The following is a 19,041-nucleotide window of genomic DNA, read 5'->3' as shown; positions in this document are numbered from 1 at the left end:
CCTTATTCCTCCAATTGATGAAGATTGCGGCTGCGTATTTCTTGCTGCAGCTTCTCGATCAGCACATCCACGTCCATGGACCCGAGGTCTTTACCGCGGCGGGTACGAACGGCTACTTTACCAGCCTCTACCTCTTTATCGCCGCAAACCAGCATATAAGGGACGCGACGTAATGTGTGCTCACGGATTTTAAAGCCAATCTTCTCGTTTCTCAAGTCTGCTTTTACACGAATGCCCGCATTCTGTAATTTTCGCGTTAATTCGTTCACATAATCAGACTGCCCGTCGGTGATATTCATCACCACCGCTTGTACCGGTGCCAGCCAGGTTGGATAAAAACCGGCGTATTCTTCAGTGAGAATACCGATAAAGCGTTCCATTGAACCCAGAATAGCACGGTGAATCATCACCGGCACCTGTCGTTCGTTATTTTCACCTACATAAGAGGCGCTCAGACGGCTCGGCAAAGAGAAGTCGAGCTGAACGGTGCCGCACTGCCATGGACGATCCAGGCAGTCATGCAGGGTGAATTCAATCTTAGGACCGTAGAAAGCGCCCTCGCCCGGCTGGTATTCGAACGGAATCGCGTTCTCTTTCAGCGCCGCAGCCAGATCCGCCTCTGCGCGATCCCATAAATCATCGCTGCCGATGCGTTTTTCCGGACGGGTAGACAGTTTCACCACGATTTTTTCAAAACCGAAGGTGCCGTACATGTCATACACCATCTTAATGCAGCTGTTTACTTCGTCACGCACCTGATCTTCAGTACAGAAAACGTGCGCGTCGTCCTGCGTAAAGCCGCGTACACGCATCAAACCATGCAATGCGCCAGACGGCTCGTTACGATGACAGCTGCCGAACTCCGCCATACGTAACGGCAGGTCGCGGTATGATTTTAGACCCTGATTGAAAATTTGCACGTGGCCGGGGCAGTTCATTGGCTTGATGCAATATTCACGGTTCTCCGAAGAGGTGGTGAACATCGCTTCTTTGTAGTTTTCCCAATGGCCGGTTTTTTCCCACAGTACGCGGTCCATCATAAACGGACCTTTCACTTCCTGGTACTGATACTCTTTCAGTTTGCTGCGAACAAAGGTTTCCAGCTCGCGGAAAATTGTCCAGCCGTCGTTATGCCAGAACACCATTCCCGGCGCTTCTTCCTGCATATGATAGAGGTCAAGCTGCTTACCGATCTTACGATGGTCACGCTTGGCCGCCTCTTCCAGACGTTGCAGATAGGCGCTCAGCTGCTTTTTATCCGCCCAGGCGGTGCCATAAATGCGCTGCAGCATCTTGTTGCTGCTGTCGCCACGCCAGTAGGCGCCCGCGATTTTTTGCAGCTTAAAGTGATGGCAGAAACGCATGTTCGGCACGTGCGGCCCACGGCACATATCAACATACTCTTCATGATGATAAAGGCCAGGACGGTCGTCGTGGCTGATATTTTCATCAAGAATGGTGGTTTTGTAGTTTTCGCCGCGCTCGGCAAAGACGTCACGCGCTTCCTGCCAGCTGACTTTTTTCTTAACGACGTTGTAGTTCGTTTCAGCCAGCTCATGCATACGCTTTTCCAGCCGATCGAGATCTTCCTGGGTCAGGGTATGATCAAGGTCAACATCGTAATAAAAGCCGTTATCGATCACCGGACCAATAGCCATTTTTGCGTTCGGCCACAGCTGCTTCATGGCATGACCCAGCAAATGCGCGCAGGAGTGACGAATAATCTCCAGGCCCGCGTCATCTTTGGCGGTAATAATGGCTACGTTGGCATCTTCAGCGATAGGATCGACTGCATCCACCAGCTCGCCGTTAACACGACCGGCGATACAGGCTTTCGCCAGACCAGGTCCGATATCTTGCGCGATATCCATCACGCTAACCGGGCCGTCAAAGCTGCGCTGACTGCCGTCAGGAAGAGTAATTACAGGCATTTCATATCCTTAATTGCAGTGGTAACCCACACGAAAGATTACATGCAAACATTGGTTTAATTAGTGTTTCAACAACTTACATCCCAAAACCGACCCACAATTGTCAATTTGGTACGCAGCCTAAGGCTCACTGCAAAAGTCGCCGGGCCGGGTAATTGCTGAAGAGTGAACATCTTACACGCTAAAGAGATGATCTTAAACAGAAGAAAACAGAGAACAGGCGACAACACAGAGCAGCCTATGCAAACACGGGTTTTCAGGAGAGAAAATAGGTCCATGGCCAGGCGCGCCTTACCGTATCCCCTGCCCGCTTATTGATCCCCTTGTTCACCACCGCTCGCCGCAATGTATATACAAAAAAACCTCAGAAAACGAAAATAAATTAGCTGCAAGCAATAACCAGCACCAAAAATCAGCTTGAAACAGGAAAAAAGCGCTTGATGCCAGGCAAAAACTACACTAATTTGTATATACAGAATTGCATGGAGGCCATTCGAAAATGAAGCTACTGGTTTCACCAAAAATCGTCAGAAAGTTGGCAGGAAAGATCCCGCCGGTAACAGAAGGCGAAATCCTTCAATGTTTCTCTAACCGACAGGGAGCGTTCCTTGAAGATACCAGAGAGGATCATCAAAGCAATCCGCCTACGCAATGGTTTATTGCTGAGACAGATTATGGCGTGCGCCTGAAAGTGGTCTTTGTATTTTACCCAGGTAAAGGGGTGGCAATAAGGACAGCGTACTCCCCTAATGAGGCAGAAATACGCATTTATGAAAAATATGGACAAAGTGAAGGTTATTATGAGCAAAAACGCGAAACAGGCTACTGAGTCAAAAAGTATCACGACAACGGATGAGGCGTGGGAAACTGGCGAGCTTGGCAGGAGCGAAGCTCACGTTAAGGTTTCTGACATTACGGCTGAATTTGAGTTCGACATTAACGAAGCGCTTGAGCTTCAGCCGATATCTATCCGTCTGAATAAATCCCTGATAGAAGATCTGAAGATGATTGCGGAATTAAACGGGCTAGGCTATCAGCCCCTGATTCGCCAAATCTTAAACAGGTTCGTTGACTGTGAAAAAAAGAAACTTTTACAGGAAGTGCATTCAGAAGAAATGAAGAAACTATCGGCACGCAAAAAAACCAAAAAAATAGCTTAATGTAACCTGCTTTCGGTTGCTTCTTGTCTAAAAAAACGGCCCGCGTTTGCGGGCCGCTAGCGTATTAAAGAAAATTTTTCTTATTGCTGTTTATCGCTGCAGAGCCGATCCCATAGCTCATTATGCGTATTAATCGCGCGAATAGTGCGTACATCCATCACTTCCGCATCGTTGCCATGGGTATAAATTGGTTGAAATAAGGTACAGGATGAATCGACGCTGGCGCGGTCAATCATCGACGTTGTATTTCGACTGGCGCAGCTTGTCACGAGCAGCAGCGTCACTGACAGTAGCGTTAGACGTCTCCACATGTTTAGCCACCTTGATATTATCCGCCTGTTTTTTAGCAATCGCCTCCGCCTGTTGGGTTTGCAGCTGTGCCGCCGCGACATCCCCGCGAGCCTTCTCTTGCGTCTTGCCGATTTTTTTTCCACCAAAGTAGGATCCTGCAAGCCCGACAACCACTGCCAGACCTCCCAAAACCCAACTCCAGCCCCCGGACAGTAATGACATTACTTCACTCATGATAAGGCCCTCCACTTTAGCCAGCCTCACTTTAAAGCGTAGGCAGCAAGCGCAGGCGCGCAACCCATTGAAATAATTTTTACCCGCTGTAACCCGTTTTTTCGTGTCTCACTTTGCCGGGAGTGGTGCCACGGTCTACCTTCAATGACATAACTTTACGAAAACAGGGAAAGCGCCACAGGAAGTGGTCTGATGCAATGTCTTATGAGAGCGCCCGATGAGCCAAAACACCTGCACCATTATTTACAACGGCGAGCATTTAAGCGGTGAAGCCGACCAGCCACTTATCGATTTTTTGCAGGCGCGAGGCAAAATCTTGCCGCACGTTTGTTATCACCCTTCTCTTGCGCCCCTGCAATCCTGCGATGTCTGCTGGGTGGAGTATCAGGGCGATCTGGTGCGTGGCTGCACGCTGCGCACTTACGAAGGCCTGGCGATCTCCAGCCACCAGCCTGAAGCCAAAGCGGCGCAGGAAGAAGGCATGGATCGTCTGCTGGCGCGTCATGAACTCTACTGTACCCTGTGCGAGCACAATACCGGCGACTGCACGCTGCATAATACCGTCGCCGATATGCATATTCCGATTCAGTACTATCCCTACCAACGCAAACCTTATCAAAAAGATGAAAGCAACCCGTTCTACACCTACGATCCCGATCAATGCATTCTGTGCGGACGCTGCGTAGAGGCGTGTCAGAACGTGGAGGTTAATGAAACGCTCTCGATTGATTACAGCGCCGAGCATCCGCGCGTGCTGTGGGATGGCGGTACGGAGATCGCCGGTTCCAGCTGCGTAAGCTGCGGTCACTGCGTAACTGTCTGCCCCTGCAACGCGCTGCTGGAAAAAACCATGCAGCCCAACGCTGGTCCCTTTACCGCGATGCCGGAAGACCTTAAGCGTCCGATGATCGATTTAGTGAAATCGCTGGAAAATACCATCGGCGCGCCGCCGATTACCGGCGTTTCACTGATGGATATGGCGATGCGCCAGAAAGAGATCAAAAAAACCAAAACCGTCTGCACCTACTGCGGCGTCGGCTGCAGTTTCGAGATGTGGACGCGCGACCGTCATATTCTCAAGGTTCAGCCGGTGGCGGATGCGCCCGCCAATGGCATCTCCACCTGTCTGAAAGGTAAATTCGGCTGGGATTTTGTTAACAGTCCGCAACGGCTGACCACGCCGCTTATCCGTGAAAACGGGCGCTTCCGGCCAGCCAGCTGGGATGAAGCGCTGGACACCATCGCGCAACGGCTGAAAACCATTGCCGCGCAGCACGGCGGTGACAGCATCGGTTTTATCGGCTCCAGCAAGGGCAGCAATGAAGAAGCCTATCTGACGCAAAAAATCGCCCGCCTGATCTTTGGCACCAACAATGTCGATAACTCCTCGCGCTACTGCCAGAACCCGGCAACCGAGGGGCTGTTCCGTACCGTCGGCTATGGCGGCGATGCAGGCACCATTGAGGATCTGCAAAAAGCGGATTTAATCGTGATCGTCGGCAGCAACCTGGCGGAAAACCATCCGGTTATCGCCTCGCGTATCAAGGCCGCGCAAAAGCATCACGGCCAGAAACTGCTGGTGGTCGATCCGCGCAAGCATGAGATGGCGGAACGCGCCGATCTCTACCTGCGCATCAATCCCGGCAGCGACAGCCTCTGGGCCTCCGCCATGTCGCGCTATATGTTTGAGCATGGCTATGCCGATGAGGCGTTTCTGACGGAAAAGGTTAATCAGACGGAAGAATACCGCGCCTCGCTGGCGTCGTTTACCCTGAACAGCGTCAGTGAACAGACCGGGCTGGAGGTTGAGCAGTTGATTCGCGCAGCGGAGATGATTGGCCAGGCCGAACGGGTTTGCATCCTCTGGGCGATGGGCATTACCCAACACAGCCACGGCGCGGATACCAGCACCGCCCTGTCCAACCTGCTCCTGGTCACCGGCAACTATGGTCGGCCGGGCACCGGCGGCTATCCGATGCGCGGACACAACAACGTTCAGGGCGCCAGCGATTTCGGCTGCCTGAGCAATATCTATCCCGGCTATGAAAAGGTCACCGACGCCGCGGTACGGGAAAAGTGGGCGCATGCCTGGGGCGTAACGCCGGAGGCGCTCTCCGATCGGGTCGGCTCGGATAACTACCTGATGATCCAGCATGCGCACGAAGGCGCATTAAAAGCGATGTATATCATCGGCGAAGAGACCGCCTTTTCCGACGCCGACGCCAGCAAAGTGCATGAGGCGTTCAGCAAACTGGAATTTATGGTGGTGCAGGATATTTTTATGAGCCGCACCGCCGCTTTTGCCGATGTGGTGCTGCCGGGCTGCCCCAGCGTGGAAAAAGAGGGCAGCTACGTCAATACCGAGCGCCGCATCCAGCGTTTTTATGAAGTGATGCCGCCGCTGGGCGACAGCCGACCCGACTGGCGCATTCTTAGCGACCTCGCCGCTCGCCTCGGGCACCGCTGGCACTACACCCATCCGGGCGAAATCATGGCGGAAGCCGCGCGCATTGCCGATATTTTCGCTGGCGTCAGCTATCAGCATCTCAGCGGCTGGCAATCGCAAATCTGGCCGGTGAAGCCGGACGGCAGCAGCACGCCGCTGCTCTATACCGACGGTTTTAAGTTTCCTGACGGCAAAGCGGTACTTTATCCCATCACCTGGCAGCCGCCGCAGGAAGCGCCGGACGACGAATACGATCTCTGGTTAAACAATGGCAGGATGCTGGAACATTTTCAGTCCACCAATCAAACCGGGCGCGGCGACCGCATGTTCTCTCTTTCACCAAACGGATTTGTCGAAGTCAGCCCGCAGCTGGCGCAGGCGCGTCAGATTCAGCAGGGCGACTGGGTCAGCATCGAATCACGGCGTGGCGCGATCGAGGTGCCGGTAGTCGTGAGCGATCGCGTAGCGGGCAACGTGCTGTTTATGCCGATTCACCACGGCAAGCCTGGCGTTAACGGCCTGACCGGCGACCATCACGATCCTGACGTTAATACCCCGGCCTACAAAGAGATCGCGGTAAAAATGGTGAAGCTGGCGCATCCAGCGCTGGCGGAGCCGTTGCCGCAGCAGAACTTCCGTCACGGCAGCCGCACCCCGCTGCCCGGCCTGCCGATTGACATCAAATGGCAACAAGAGGGCTACACGCTTCCTCCTCTACACACTCAACATCCGGAGAAATTTTAATGGCTGAACCGATGAATTATGATGTCCCGCCACCCAAAACCGAACCCGACGCGCATGATGCACTGCACGATCTGCTGCACAACCTGCATCATCACGGTTTTCTGCGTCTGGCTAACGATGTGGTTTCAGCCAACACGCAGATCGCCAAAGTATTGGTAGACGGGTTAAACAAGCCCGGCTCGCAGAATGCCATGCAAAACCTGTCGGTGCTGCTGATGGCGCTGTCCGATATTCCACCGGGAGAGTTTCATAAAACGGTACATGCGATGAAATCCGCGTTTAATGCGGTGAATTTGCATGCGGAAAGCCAACAGCAGCATGAGGTTGCGCCGGGCGTGAGCGGCACCTGGAAACTACTGCACGATGAGAGTTTATGGCACGCGGTAATGCCGCTGGTCGCTGGTTTGAAAGCGTTTGCCAGCGCCATGGAGCAGCCCGCGCCAGACAAGCCCATCAGCGCCTTCACCGGCAAAGATAGCCATGCCTGATGCCGAACTGACGCTGCTGCTCTCCCGCGGCCAGTTTGCGGTCACCATCGGCCTGCATATTATTCTTGCTGGCTTCAGCTTTGGCCTGTCGCTATGGCTGGTGGCGCTGGAAGGCGCCTGGCTGTGGCGCAGGCAGCAGCGCTATTTAGATCTTTATAATTTCTGGCTGAAGATCTTTGCGCTCAACGTGGCGGTGGGCGTGGTTTCCGGCGTGGTGATGGAATTTCAATTTGGCACCAACTGGGCGCCGTTTATTACACGCGTTGGCGGCCTCATCGGACCGCTAATGTTCTATGAAGTGCTGGTCGCCTTCTTTCTGGAAGCGGGCATGGTCGGGGTGATGATGTTTGGCATGGCGCGCATTGGCCCACGCCTGCATTTTATGGTCACCGTGCTGGTGGCGGTGGGCGCCTTAATCAGCGTGTTCTGGATCCTGGCGGCCAATTCATGGATGCAAACCCCCGCAGGCTTTCTCATTGATGAACAACAGCGCTTTCAGCCGCAAAGCTGGATGGCGATTATCTTTAACGCCTCTTTCCCCTGGCGGGCGACCCACATGCTGCTGGCGATGCTGATCGGTACCGCTTTTATGGTGGCGGGCACCGGTGCCTGGCAGCTGTTACACCACAGCGATAACGATCGCGCGCGCCTGATGCTGACTCTCAGCCTGTGGCTGCTGCCGTTTTTAACCCTGACCCAGGCGGTGGTGGGCGATCTGCATGGTGAAAACACGCTGGAACATCAGCCCGCCAAAATGGCGGCCATCGAAGGCGACTGGCAGCGCCCACCACCGGGCGAAGGCGAGCCGCTGCGACTGTTTGCCCTGCCCGATCAGCAACAGCAGCGCAACCACTGGGAAGTGGCGATCCCGCAAGTCGCCTCTCTTTATCTACGCCATAACCTGAGCGGCCAGATCAAAAGCCTGCGTGAATTCCCGCCCGAAGATCTTCCTCCGGTGGCGCCGGTGTTTTTTGCTTTCCGCGTGATGGTGGGATTAGGGATGTTGATGCTAACCGTAAGCCTTACCGCGCTGCTCCAACGGCTGCGTGGCCGCCTGTGGCAGTCGCGCTGGCTGCTAAAGCTGCTGGTATTGATGGGGCCAGCTGGCTTTATCGCCCTGCTCTCCGGCTGGGTCGTGACTGAAATGGGCCGTCAGCCCTGGACCGTTTATGGCCTGGTTCGCACTGCCGACAGCGTTTCGCCTGTCTCTGCGCATCTGGCGCTGGCCTCCGCAGGCGCTATTTTGCTGGTCTACGGTTTGGTATTTACGATTGGCCTGCGCTATCTGCTGCGCTACGCACGCCAGGCGCCGCAGGTTAATGAACCCGGCCCGGCGCAGGAGATGCGTCCACCACAGGGAGCAGAAAAGTGATCGCCCTGACGCTGGATGATATTTCTGCCGCTACGTTAGCGGTTTCCCTGTTGATGTATCTGCTGCTGGACGGCACCGATCTTGGCGTCGGTATGCTGCTGTTTTTCTTTCGCGACGCTGAAGCGCGCCGCAAGCTATCGCTGAGCATTCTTCCCATCTGGGACGCCAACGAAACCTGGCTGGTGCTGCTGGCGGGCGGCATGCTGGCGCTGTTCCCGTTGCTCTACAGCACGCTGTTCAGCGCGATCTATCTGCCGCTGTTTATTATGCTGCTGGCGCTGGTGGGACGGGCGGTGGCGCTGGAGTATCGCGGTCATGTTAGCCGACGCTGGCATCGTTATCTCGACCTGGCGCATGGCCTCAGCTCGCTGATCGCCGCCTTTACGCAAGGCGCGCTGGTGGGGCTGGTGATTACCGGTCGCACCCAGCAAGGCCCGTTTAGCTGGCTGACGCTTTATCCGACGCTATGCGGGTTTGGCTTAATGGCTGCTTACCTGCTGTGCGGCTGCTGCTGGATTATGTGGCGTATTTCAGGCCCGGAGCCTGCGTTCGCTCACCAGCTGGCCTGGCTTTTTTTAGTGCTGAGCCTTACGTTAATGGTGGCGATTAATTTGTTGGAAAACGGCGCACTGTTACAGGCGTGGCAACGTGTGCCGGGTAAAGTGCTAATGCTGATGATGGCATTGACGCTGATTGCCTTGCTGCGGGCGTTGTACCGCGAACGGCCAATCCTGTCGCTGGCGCTGGTATTAACCTTAATCACCCTGTGCTGGGCGCTATTGATCGTTGGCCTTTATCCGTGGCTGCTGCCCGGACAGCTTACCATTTCCCAGGCGGCGGCAACGCCAGCCACGCAGCGCTTTTTGTTAGGCGGCTATGCCTTGATTTTGCCGCTTACACTGGCCTATAACAGTTGGGCGTTCTGGGTGTTTCGCGCCAAAGTGCGTTAGCGCAGCGCAAGGTGAAGCAGGCTTTGCCATCTGATAGCGCCGCCCGTAAGCGGCGCAGAACCGTTGCGGGCGGCCGTGGGCAGCCCGATGGTTACATGGCGTAAGAGAGCAGGATCTGCGTTTTGGTATCGGTATGATCCGGCGCAGACTCTGGCGGATTGTTATTCCAGGTGACGTTATAGGCCAGTTTCAGCGCAAAGTGCGCGTTAATCGCTACCTGCAGGCCGGTCTCTGAGTTAACGGTGGTGTTGTCGTTAAAGCTGCTCAGCACCGAAACGCCCTGAATAAATTTCGTGGTCTCGGTCATCTGCCACTGGTAGCTCAGCGCGCCGTAGCCCAGCCCCTGGGTTTCATGTCCACCGTCGTGGAAATCGTCATAGCGCACGCCCGGACCAAATTCCACCCGCAGCAAATGCACCGGACCGTTCAGCACCTGACGACCGTAACCGGCAGCCAATACGTCACGGGAATCATAACCGTTAAAACGATCGCTCAGCCAGCTGGCCTGACCAAACAGGTAGTCGTTGTCGGTCATGTTATAACGGGTACGGCCGCCCACCTGATAAGTCTCGGAAGAGCGCTCATCGTTAGAAGAGGTATTTGCCGCGTTGCCCCACAGACTGTAGGCGGTGTTCGGCTGATACCACGTCATATTGGTTTGGGCAGTTAAAGAAGAGCTTTTGGTATTCCCGGTTTGCGCCAGGTAACCCGCCGCGGCGTTGCCTTCAAACGGTTTTTTGGCGGTGGAAGGATCGTCCATTACGGTAAATACGTTGTTATCAGCCATGGCCTGATGACAAAAAGTACCGGCGGAAAGTAACAGCCCGGCGGAAAATTTCTTAAGCAAATTCATTTATTGTGATCCGTACGACAGTTTAAAAAAGGGAGAGTCTGAAGGGTTTTACGCTGCGATCAACGTCATTTACGGTAAATTTTGTAAACAGACATTAAATAGCAAAAATACCTAAGCATTCAGCGAAAACAGTGCTAAGAATTGGATTTTTCTTATTAACGGCGCGCATTATAAAGGGTATTTAAGCGAAACGCAGCACAACGCAATAAATATTTATTTGCGTTTAAAATCAATAAAAAAGCACGCCGGGCGGCGTGCTTAACCGCGGTTTTAGCGCTGCGGTGCCGCCGAGCCGAACACGCCTTCTCCTTCCGGAATCGTGGTAAAGCGCGTCACGATTTCATGCCAGCTGTTGGCCGGATCCAACTGTGGGAATGACTGCGGATAAATAAACTTCGCCAAATATTCGATACCGACAATATTCCACGGGTGATTATAAAAGTTATGGTAAACGCCATAGAAACGCCCTTCTTTCACTGCCTCAATCTGCGCGAACCCCGGACGCTGTTTCATTTTTTCAAATGCGGCATCAACCTGCGGCTGCGTTACGCCATAGCCGAACGGCACGGCGGCATTGTTTTTGCTCGCCCATTGTGAACCCGAAACGATATAGGCGTCCGGTTTGGTCGCGATCACTTTTTCCAGCGACACATCGCCGGTTGCGCCAGGCAGCAGGTCAGAACCGATATTGGTGGCCCCTACCGCCTCGACCATTGCGCCCCAGCCGACATGCGCATGGGTAAAGCAGCAGGATTCCAGCCCGCCCAGGCCCGCTTTTGCCTCAATGAAAACGCGCGGTTTCGGTGAAATCGCCTGCACCTTATCCTGAATAGACTGATAATGCTGCTGATAGAAATGGGTGTACTGCTGCGCTTCCTGCTCGCGGTTCAGCGCCTCGCCTAATAACGTCACGCTGGCAGGCGCATCCTTCACCGGGTTTTTAAACGTATCAATAAACATCACCGGGATATTCAGCTGTGCCAGCTTCGCCAGCACGCCGGTCTCGATTAATGACGGTTTTGAGCGCAGCTGTGCAATCATCAAATCGGGACGCTGGGCGATAACACTTTCCAGATTAACTTCGCCCTTGTCGCTGAAGCCCATATCAGCAATTTTTGCCGCCTGCGGCCATTTACCCAGCATCAGTTGCCAGGTGTGCGCATCGCCTTTCTTCAGCAGGTTATTCCAGGCCACGATGCGCTGGAAAGGATTCGCGCGATCGAGCAGCGCCAGCGCGAGAATATCGCGTCCGTCCTGGATAACAATCCGCTGCGGCTCCTTATTCAGGGTGATTTTCTGCCCGTCGAAATCAGTCAGGGTTACCGGATAAGTGGTTGCTACGGCTGACGCAGAGGCAGCCAGCAGTAAAGCAGAGGCAGAAAGTTTTATCGCACGATGCACATCGTTCTCCTTGTCACAGACAATGCCTGTCGGATAGTTATCATAAAGTTAGCGGCATGATACTAATGATAATCAATCCTATTATCAAACAGCTTTTGTTAACGATTCGCCGCTTTGGCGGCAATGGTCTAAGCTAAAATCTCTTTCGGGAACAATGAGGTGAATATGAGCTCATCAGACATAACCCGTTACGTTGTTACCTTTCGTTACCAGGACACCGGGCTGGCTGCCGGTCTGGAGCTGAACAGCGCCATGACCAACAGCGGTTTTACCACCACCCTGCAGGATGACGAAGGCCACACCCATGAATTAGGCACCAACAGTTACGGCCTGGTCAGCGCCAAAAACGCTGAAGAGGTGCGTCAACAGGCTGTCAGCATCGGCGCGCTGGCGCTGGAAAGCGAGCCTGACGTTGACGTGCAAATCTTTGCTGACTATCTCCAGCAAAATCGGCCTGATGTTTAAGGCCCGACCTGCGCGTTCGCGCTGATTTTTATGCCCTATCATGACACAGCGACAATGAGGATAGCCCCATGTGGTCAGCCATAACTCGTCTGTTGAATGAACAGTCAGGAAATGCGGAAATTACCCAGCGCACCGAGCTGCCCGGCGGTGAGGTTCATGCCGCCTGGCTGATACGCCATGGTGAACAGCAGATCTTTGTGAAATGCGACGATCAGGAGATGCTGGGTGCCTTTACGGCGGAAGCGGATCAGCTGGCGCTGCTGGCACGCAGCCAGACGGTACGGGTGCCGGAAGTGTATGGCATCGGCAGCGATCGTGATTACAGCTTTTTACTGCTGGAATATATTGAGCCGCGTGCGCTGGATGAAAACAGCGCCTTTCAGCTGGGCGCGCAGCTGGCTCAGCTGCATCAGTGGAGCGAACAGCCCCATTTTGGTCTCGATTTCGATAACAACATCACCTCGATGCCGCAGCCCAACAGTTGGATACGCCGCTGGTCGCGTTTCTTTGCGGAACAGCGGATCGGCTGGCAGCTTCAGCTGGCTGCGGAAAAAGGCATTCTGTACGGCAATACCGAGTTGATTATCGATTGCGTGCAACGTGCGCTGGCTACGCATCATCCGCAACCTTCCCTGCTGCATGGCGACTTATGGCCGACAAACTGCGCAGGCGGCGAGCATGGGCCGTGGATCTACGATCCCGCCTGTTACTGGGGCGATCGTGAGTGCGATCTGGCGATGCTTTCCCACGCGCCAGCCTTTGCGGAAAAAATTCTGGCGGGTTATCAGTCGGTGTGGCCGCTGCCGGAAGATTACCTGCAGCGCCAGCCGGTTTATCAGCTCTATTATCTGCTGAATCGCGCCAATGTGTTTGGCGGTCACTGGCTGCATGAGGCGCAGCGCGCGGTAGGTTTACTGCTGGAGCTGGACGAAGAGGAAAAGCGGGCCTGAGGAGAGCCTCCTTCCGGCCCGCTAACGGGTTCAGATAAAGCCGATCAATGACAGCACAAAGTAGCCTGCTACGGCGATCGCTATCGGCAATATATAGAGCGGGAAAATTTGCAGGAAAATGGTATGCCGCGGCACCACAATTTTCTCCTCCAGCTGTTGGCGGCTGCGCCCTTCTTCTCCTTTGGCCTGTTCCAGGATCAACATATCTTCGATCCCTTCTTTTATATGACGCGACTGACGCCACATGCGCGCGCCGGAGGCCTGCAGCGCCAGCCCGACGAAAATCAAAATATAAATCAGCCAGAAACCGATATTGCCGCCCGCGTTAAAATCGGGCACCGGCGAATGACGCCAGAAAAAACCCAGGAACGGCGTATTAAAGCGGATCATATCGATCATCACGTGAATAAAATCGAGCAGCACCGCATCAATACCGGGCCGCTTTTCGCTGTGTTTGAACATGAAATTCATCAGCGATACCAGCGTGGAAATCAACGCCGGGAGAAAAATAATCCAGCCAGCGACGCGTTTAATGATGGCAACACGGCCAGCCTGTTGATAAGTCATGGTTTCTCCTTGCACCTGTAGTCTGGCAGTAAGTCTACCTGCTGTATGGGAAAAGCGCCTGAAAAAAAGCGCTGACTGCGCTTTTAACCGGCAGGTCTGCCCATGCCTGCTGAAAAGCTTCATGCTATGTTAATCACCACATCGATAAATGGAGCCTTGTATGACCTATACCCGACCTGTACTGGCCGCGATATTTGATATGGACGGATTGCTGATTGATTCCGAGCCTTTGTGGGATCAGGCTGAGCTGGACGTTTTTGCCACGCTGGATGTTGATCTGTCGCGTCGCAGCGAACTGCCCGATACGCTGGGCCTGCGTATCGATCAGGTGGTGCGTATGTGGTACGAAACGCTGCCGTGGAATGGACCCAGCCAGCAGGAAGTCACCGAACGCATTATCACTCGCGCAATTAATCTGGTAGAAGAACATAAACCGCTGCTGCCCGGCGTGGAGCAGGCGCTACAGCTCTGTCAGGCGCAAGGCTTAAAAATTGGTCTCGCCTCCGCTTCTCCGCTGCATATGCTGGAAAAGGTGCTGGCGCTGTTTAACCTGCGCGACTATTTCGAGGTGTTGGTTTCCGCCGAGGCGCTGCCTTACAGCAAACCGCATCCGCAGGTTTATCTGGATGCCGCGGCACGTCTGGGCGTCGATCCGTTAAACTGCGTTACGCTGGAAGACTCCTTTAACGGCATGATTGCCACCAAAGCGGCGCGTATGCGTTCCGTGGTGGTTCCCGCGGCGGAATATCGCAACGATACGCGCTGGGCGCTGGCGGACGTCAGGCTTGACTCGCTGACCCAGCTCACCGCTCAGCAGCTGAAAGGCTATTAATATTTGCTCTGCCTGCCTGTGTTTTGCAGGCAGGTTCCCGCATGCTCGTCGCGAGCTGTGCTTTACTTTTCTTAGGGCAGCCACGCTTTTATTGATGATGATTTTTCCGCAAATATGATCCCGCGTGCAAAATAAATAAAACAGCATTTCATTTTTATTGAATTCGTATGCCGACCTGCCTATGATTCTGGTAACGACACACCCGTACCTGATTTTATCGGTTTCAAACTCAGAGAGGCATCGACATGCAAGTCCGTCAAAGCATCCATAGCGACCATGCCCGCCAGCTTGATACGGCTGGCTTACGGCGCGAATTTCTTATCGAAAACATTTTCACGCCTGACAACTACACCATGACCTACAGCCATATCGACCGCATTATCGTTGGCGGCGTGATGCCGGTAGGTGAAAGCGTCACCATTGGCAGCGAAGTGGGAAAACAGCTGGGCGTCAGCTATTTCCTTGAGCGGCGTGAACTCGGCGTGATCAATATTGGCGGGCCGGGCCTGATTGAGGTGGATGGCAAAGCCTGGGAGATCGGCAACCAGCAGGCGCTTTATGTGGGCATGGGCGCGCAGTCAGTGGTGTTTAAAAGCGTGGATGCCAGCCAGCCCGCTAAGTTTTATTACAACAGCGCTCCGGCCCATACGCGCTATCCCGACAAAAAAATCACTCTGGAAGAGGCATCGCCCACCACGCTTGGCGACGCCGCCACCGGCAACCGCCGCACCATCAATAAATTCATCGTGCCGGATGTGTTGCCTACCTGTCAGCTCACTATGGGCCTGACCAAACTGGAAGAAGGCAGCCTGTGGAATACCATGCCCTGCCATACCCATGAACGCCGGATGGAAGTCTATTTTTACTTCGATATGGATGAGGAAACCGCCGTGTTTCATATGATGGGCCAGCCGCAGGAGACGCGTCATCTGCTGGTACATAACGAACAGGCAGTGATCTCGCCAAGCTGGTCGATTCACGCCGGCGTCGGCACCAAACGCTATACCTTTATCTGGGGCATGGTGGGTGAAAATCAGGTCTTTGACGATATGGATCACGTCAAAGTCAGCGAACTGCGTTAACGGCGATTACAGGAAGCAGAACATGATACTGAATGCATTTAATCTCGAAGGAAAAGTGGCGCTGATTACCGGCTGTAATACCGGTCTGGGCCAGGGAATGGCTGTGGGGCTGGCGCAGGCGGGCTGCGATATTGTCGGCGTTAACCACGCGGGTGCGGACGATACGCCAGCGCTGGTGGAAGCTACCGGTCGCCGCTTTATCAATATCAATGCCGATCTGATGGACAGCAGCTGCATCGCGCAGGTGGTGGAACAGGCAGTGGCCGCTTTCGGACGCATCGATATTCTGGTCAACAACGCGGGTATTATCCGCCGTCAGGATGCGATTGAGTTCAGCGAACAGAACTGGGACGACGTCATGAATATCAACAGCAAAACGGTATTCTTTATGTCGCAGGCGGTAGCGCGTCAGTTTATCAGCCAGGGCAACGGCGGGAAAATCATCAATATCGCCTCGATGCTCTCTTTCCAGGGCGGCATCCGCGTGCCTTCCTATACCGCCTCCAAGAGCGCGGTAATGGGTCTGACGCGTTTGATGGCCAACGAATGGGCGGCGCATAACATTAACGTGAACGCCATTGCGCCCGGCTATATGGCGACCAACAACACCGAGCAGCTGCGCAAAGATGAAGATCGCAGCCAGGAGATTCTGGGGCGTATTCCGGCGGGACGCTGGGGCATACCTGACGATATGATGGGCCCGGTGGTGTTTCTCGCCTCCGCCGCCTCGGATTATGTCAACGGCTATACGCTGGCGGTTGATGGCGGCTGGCTGGCACGCTAACGCTAAGCGGACGGGGCCTGGCCTCGTCCGCTGTTCACTTTTGGTTACAGCGTCACAACTTCCCTTCTACTGGATAAATCCCCTATACTGGATGCATTGACAGTTATGTATCCAGGTTATCTCCATGACGGCCGAAGGCCACGTTATTTTCGCCATCGCCAGCGCTATTTTTGCTAAACGCGCTGAGCTGACGCCAGAGCTGGCTAACGGCGACTGGTGGCACATTATTCCGGCGGTTCTGCTGACCTGCCTGCTGCCTGATATCGATCATCCCCGCTCTACGCTTGGTCAGCGGTTTCGCTGGATTTCGCAGCCTATTGCGCGCGCGTTTGGTCATCGCGGCTTTACGCACAGTTTGCTGGCGGTGCTCGGCGGCGTTACGCTGCTGCAGTTTAACCTGCCGCACGGCTCGCCGCTGCCCAGCGATGCCATGCACGGCATGGTGTTGGGTTATCTCAGCCATATCGCTGCCGATATGCTGACGCCCGCCGGTGTACCGCTGCTGTGGCCGTGCCGCTGGCGCTTTCGCCTGCCGATCCTGCGCCCCAACTCGGGCAATCAGCTGGAACGTCTGTTCTGTTTGACGCTGGTTGCGGGCGCCCTGTGGTTTCCGCCCGGTATGCCCCATTTTGGTGCCGACGGCTGGCCTGCGCGCATCATGGACGGGGTGCAAAACGGCATTGATCGTTTATTAAAGTAGCCAATTGCTGGCTTTGCATACAAAATCTGACAAAAAGTTATAACCCATTCCATTCGGATCTAATGGCGTCAGCTGCTGACCTGATACCATGCCGCCCATTGCGCAACACACTGCGCTGATAAAAACACTTCTTCCTGCCCCACAGGCTGCGCGTTAACGCGGCGGTGGGGTAATCTCATGGAGAAAAAAATGAACGTTCCACTTATTTTGAATGTTTTGACGTTTATCGTCCTGCTGGTGGTGTTATCCCGGCTGGGTCGCCAGGGCTGGAGTCTGTCGAAAAAGGTATTGGTTGGTCTGGTGATCGGCGTGCTGTTTGGTCTGGCGCTGCAGATGATCTACGGCGAAAACGCGGCGGTACTGAAAGAGTCCATCAGCTGGTTTAACGTGGTCGGCAACGGTTATGTTCAGCTGCTGCAGATGATCGTGATGCCGCTGGTATTTGTCTCTATTCTCAGCGCCGTGGCGCGTCTGCATAACGCCTCCTCGCTGGGTAAAATCAGCGTGCTGACCATTGGCGTCCTGCTGTTTACCACCGCTATCGCCGCGCTGGTCGGCGTCTTTGTCACTACCCTGTTTGGCCTGACCGCCGATGGGCTGGTGCAGGGCGTGCAGGAAACGGCGCGTCTCTCGGCGATTCAGTCTAACTATGCGGGTAAAGTGGCCGATCTCAGCACGCCGCAGATGCTGCTGTCGTTTATTCCAAAAAACCCGTTTGCCGATCTGGCCGGTGCGAATCCTACCTCGATCATCAGCGTAGTGATTTTTGCCGCTTTCCTTGGCGTTGCTGCGCTGCAGCTGCTGAAGGATGACCGCGAAAAAGGCGAGCGCGTGCTGAAGGCGATCGAGGTTTTACAGCTGTGGGTAATGAAGCTGGTACGCCTGATTATGAAGCTGACGCCTTACGGCGTGCTGGCGCTGATGACCAAAGTGGTCGCTGGCTCCAACCTGCAGGATATTATCAAGCTTGGCGGTTTTGTGGTGGCCTCGTATCTCGGCCTGGCGATAATGTTTGCCGTTCATGCTCTGCTGCTGTCGGTTAACGGTATTAATCCGCTGCGCTTTTTCCGTAAAGTGTGGCCGGTTCTCACCTTCGCCTTTACCAGCCGCTCCAGCGCCGCCAGCATTCCGCTGAACGTGGAAGCGCAGACCCAGCGTCTCGGCGTGCCGGAATCCATCGCCAGTTTCTCCGCCTCGTTTGGCGCCACGATTGGTCAGAACGGCTGCGCCGGTCTCTACCCGACCATGCTGGCAGTGATGGTTGCGCCAACCATGGGCATTAACCCGCTGGATCCGGTATGGATTGCCACGCTGGTTGGTATCGTCACCCTTAGCTCAGCCGGTGTGGCGGGCGTAGGCGGCGGCGCCACCTTTGCCGCGCTGATGGTGCTGCCCGCGATGGGCCTGCCGGTGACGCTGGTTGCCCTGCTGATCTCCATCGAGCCGCTGATCGATATGGGCCGTACGGCGCTTAACGTCAATGGCTCCATGACCGCCGGTTCCCTTACCAGCCACTGGCTGCGTCAGACCGACAAAAAATTGCTTAACAGTGATGAACAGAGCGAACTGGCGCATCGTTAATCGTTGACGCCCGAAAAGTAGCCTGCGCCCGCGCGCCAGGCTGTTCATCACCTAAAGGCCGGATTCTCCGGCCTTTATTTTTTTCCGACCCGCTTTGCTTGTTATCGCTTTCTCTTCGCCGTTTTCCACGCGCTATAACACAAAACCCTGGAAAATCCAGGCGTACCTAACGTGCTGTTCTATAGTTAATGGAGCCTTGAACGACATCAA

General features: G+C 54.6%; 19 protein-coding genes. 13 read left to right on the top strand and 6 right to left on the bottom strand.

From position 1 onward, the window contains the following. Window positions 1-2: 2 nt before the first annotated feature. Window positions 3-1,931 carry a threonine--tRNA ligase gene (gene thrS, locus J2X14_RS03365; RefSeq protein ID WP_352409788.1) on the bottom strand — a complete coding sequence of 643 codons (1,929 nt, stop codon included), beginning with the start codon at window positions 1,929-1,931 and terminating at the stop codon, window positions 3-5. A 499-nt stretch (window positions 1,932-2,430) separates the two neighbouring features. On the opposite strand from thrS, the gene J2X14_RS03360 reads away from it, so the two are divergent. Together J2X14_RS03360 and J2X14_RS03355 are read left to right on the top strand one after the other, a co-directional pair. Further along, the gene (locus tag J2X14_RS03360; protein ID WP_352409787.1) at window positions 2,431-2,760 is read left to right on the top strand and encodes a hypothetical protein; all 330 of its coding nucleotides are present in this window, start codon (window positions 2,431-2,433) and stop codon (window positions 2,758-2,760) included. Further along, on the top strand, window positions 2,702-3,091 hold the full coding sequence (locus tag J2X14_RS03355) for a hypothetical protein (RefSeq protein WP_352409786.1): 390 nt from the start codon (window positions 2,702-2,704) through the stop codon (window positions 3,089-3,091). Before J2X14_RS03360 ends, J2X14_RS03355 begins: the two co-directional genes overlap by 59 nt. Before the next feature lie 80 nt (window positions 3,092-3,171). Here the strand turns inward: J2X14_RS03355 and J2X14_RS03350 are convergent, their stop codons facing one another. Together J2X14_RS03350 and J2X14_RS03345 are read right to left on the bottom strand one after the other, a co-directional pair. Continuing rightward, the gene (locus tag J2X14_RS03350) at window positions 3,172-3,327 is read right to left on the bottom strand and encodes a hypothetical protein (protein ID WP_352409785.1); all 156 of its coding nucleotides are present in this window, start codon (window positions 3,325-3,327) and stop codon (window positions 3,172-3,174) included. Beyond that, on the bottom strand, window positions 3,320-3,616 hold the full coding sequence (locus J2X14_RS03345; RefSeq protein WP_352409784.1) for a hypothetical protein: 297 nt from the start codon (window positions 3,614-3,616) through the stop codon (window positions 3,320-3,322). Before J2X14_RS03345 ends, J2X14_RS03350 begins: the two co-directional genes overlap by 8 nt. A gap of 217 nt (window positions 3,617-3,833) precedes the next feature. Here J2X14_RS03345 and fdhF point away from each other — a divergent pair, with 217 nt between their 5' ends. From fdhF to J2X14_RS03325, 4 genes are read left to right on the top strand one after another with little or no spacing between them, the layout of a single operon-like run. Continuing rightward, window positions 3,834-6,806: a formate dehydrogenase subunit alpha gene (gene fdhF, locus J2X14_RS03340; protein WP_352409783.1), complete on the top strand. Its 2,973-nt coding sequence runs from the start codon at window positions 3,834-3,836 to the stop codon at window positions 6,804-6,806. Then, window positions 6,806-7,294, top strand: a complete 489-nt coding sequence (locus J2X14_RS03335) for a DUF1641 domain-containing protein (protein ID WP_352409782.1) — start codon at window positions 6,806-6,808, stop codon at window positions 7,292-7,294. Before fdhF ends, J2X14_RS03335 begins: the two co-directional genes overlap by 1 nt. Continuing rightward, window positions 7,287-8,666: a cytochrome ubiquinol oxidase subunit I gene (locus J2X14_RS03330; protein ID WP_352409781.1), complete on the top strand. Its 1,380-nt coding sequence runs from the start codon at window positions 7,287-7,289 to the stop codon at window positions 8,664-8,666. Before J2X14_RS03335 ends, J2X14_RS03330 begins: the two co-directional genes overlap by 8 nt. Next, complete coding sequence (locus J2X14_RS03325) at window positions 8,663-9,616, top strand: cytochrome d ubiquinol oxidase subunit II (RefSeq protein ID WP_352409780.1); 954 nt, start codon at window positions 8,663-8,665, stop codon at window positions 9,614-9,616. Before J2X14_RS03330 ends, J2X14_RS03325 begins: the two co-directional genes overlap by 4 nt. A 91-nt stretch (window positions 9,617-9,707) precedes the next feature. Here the strand turns inward: J2X14_RS03325 and J2X14_RS03320 are convergent, their stop codons facing one another. Both J2X14_RS03320 and J2X14_RS03315 read right to left on the bottom strand, forming a co-directional pair. Next, window positions 9,708-10,469, bottom strand: coding sequence for a DUF481 domain-containing protein (locus J2X14_RS03320; RefSeq protein ID WP_352409779.1), 762 nt, complete (start codon window positions 10,467-10,469; stop codon window positions 9,708-9,710). A 270-nt stretch (window positions 10,470-10,739) separates the two neighbouring features. Beyond that, window positions 10,740-11,870 (bottom strand): ABC transporter substrate-binding protein, encoded by a 1,131-nt coding sequence (locus J2X14_RS03315; RefSeq protein WP_352409778.1) that lies wholly within the window; start codon window positions 11,868-11,870, stop codon window positions 10,740-10,742. 165 nt (window positions 11,871-12,035) lie between these two features. Between J2X14_RS03315 and ghoS the strand changes: the two genes are divergently transcribed. After that, the gene (gene ghoS / locus J2X14_RS03310; RefSeq protein WP_352409777.1) at window positions 12,036-12,335 is read left to right on the top strand and encodes a type V toxin-antitoxin system endoribonuclease antitoxin GhoS; all 300 of its coding nucleotides are present in this window, start codon (window positions 12,036-12,038) and stop codon (window positions 12,333-12,335) included. Between the two features lie 68 nt (window positions 12,336-12,403). Next, the gene (locus J2X14_RS03305; protein WP_352409776.1) at window positions 12,404-13,285 is read left to right on the top strand and encodes a fructosamine kinase family protein; all 882 of its coding nucleotides are present in this window, start codon (window positions 12,404-12,406) and stop codon (window positions 13,283-13,285) included. Between the two features lie 30 nt (window positions 13,286-13,315). Here J2X14_RS03305 and J2X14_RS03300 read toward each other — a convergent pair whose 3' ends face one another. Then, a complete protein-coding gene (locus J2X14_RS03300; protein WP_352409775.1) occupies window positions 13,316-13,852 on the bottom strand; it encodes a YniB family protein in 537 nt (178 codons plus the stop codon). Window positions 13,853-14,012: 160 nt separating this feature from the next. Between J2X14_RS03300 and hxpB the strand changes: the two genes are divergently transcribed. From hxpB to J2X14_RS03275, 5 genes are all read left to right on the top strand, one after another. Beyond that, window positions 14,013-14,684, top strand: a complete 672-nt coding sequence (gene hxpB, locus J2X14_RS03295) for a hexitol phosphatase HxpB (RefSeq protein WP_352409774.1) — start codon at window positions 14,013-14,015, stop codon at window positions 14,682-14,684. A gap of 245 nt (window positions 14,685-14,929) precedes the next feature. Beyond that, complete coding sequence (gene kduI, locus J2X14_RS03290) at window positions 14,930-15,766, top strand: 5-dehydro-4-deoxy-D-glucuronate isomerase (RefSeq protein WP_352409773.1); 837 nt, start codon at window positions 14,930-14,932, stop codon at window positions 15,764-15,766. A gap of 22 nt (window positions 15,767-15,788) precedes the next feature. After that, complete coding sequence (gene kduD, locus J2X14_RS03285) at window positions 15,789-16,550, top strand: 2-dehydro-3-deoxy-D-gluconate 5-dehydrogenase KduD (RefSeq protein ID WP_352409772.1); 762 nt, start codon at window positions 15,789-15,791, stop codon at window positions 16,548-16,550. Between the two features lie 124 nt (window positions 16,551-16,674). After that, a complete protein-coding gene (locus J2X14_RS03280) occupies window positions 16,675-17,250 on the top strand; it encodes a metal-dependent hydrolase (RefSeq protein ID WP_352409771.1) in 576 nt (191 codons plus the stop codon). Between the two features lie 189 nt (window positions 17,251-17,439). After that, the gene (locus J2X14_RS03275) at window positions 17,440-18,831 is read left to right on the top strand and encodes an L-cystine transporter (protein ID WP_352409770.1); all 1,392 of its coding nucleotides are present in this window, start codon (window positions 17,440-17,442) and stop codon (window positions 18,829-18,831) included. The last annotated feature ends 210 nt before the right edge of the window (window positions 18,832-19,041 follow it).

The organism is Mixta sp. BE291 (genome assembly GCF_031457955.1).
Taxonomy (GTDB): Bacteria; Pseudomonadota; Gammaproteobacteria; order Enterobacterales; family Enterobacteriaceae; genus Mixta.
The sequence above is the reverse complement of the archived record's forward strand: the minus strand, read 5'-3'. Positions and strand labels throughout refer to the sequence as shown.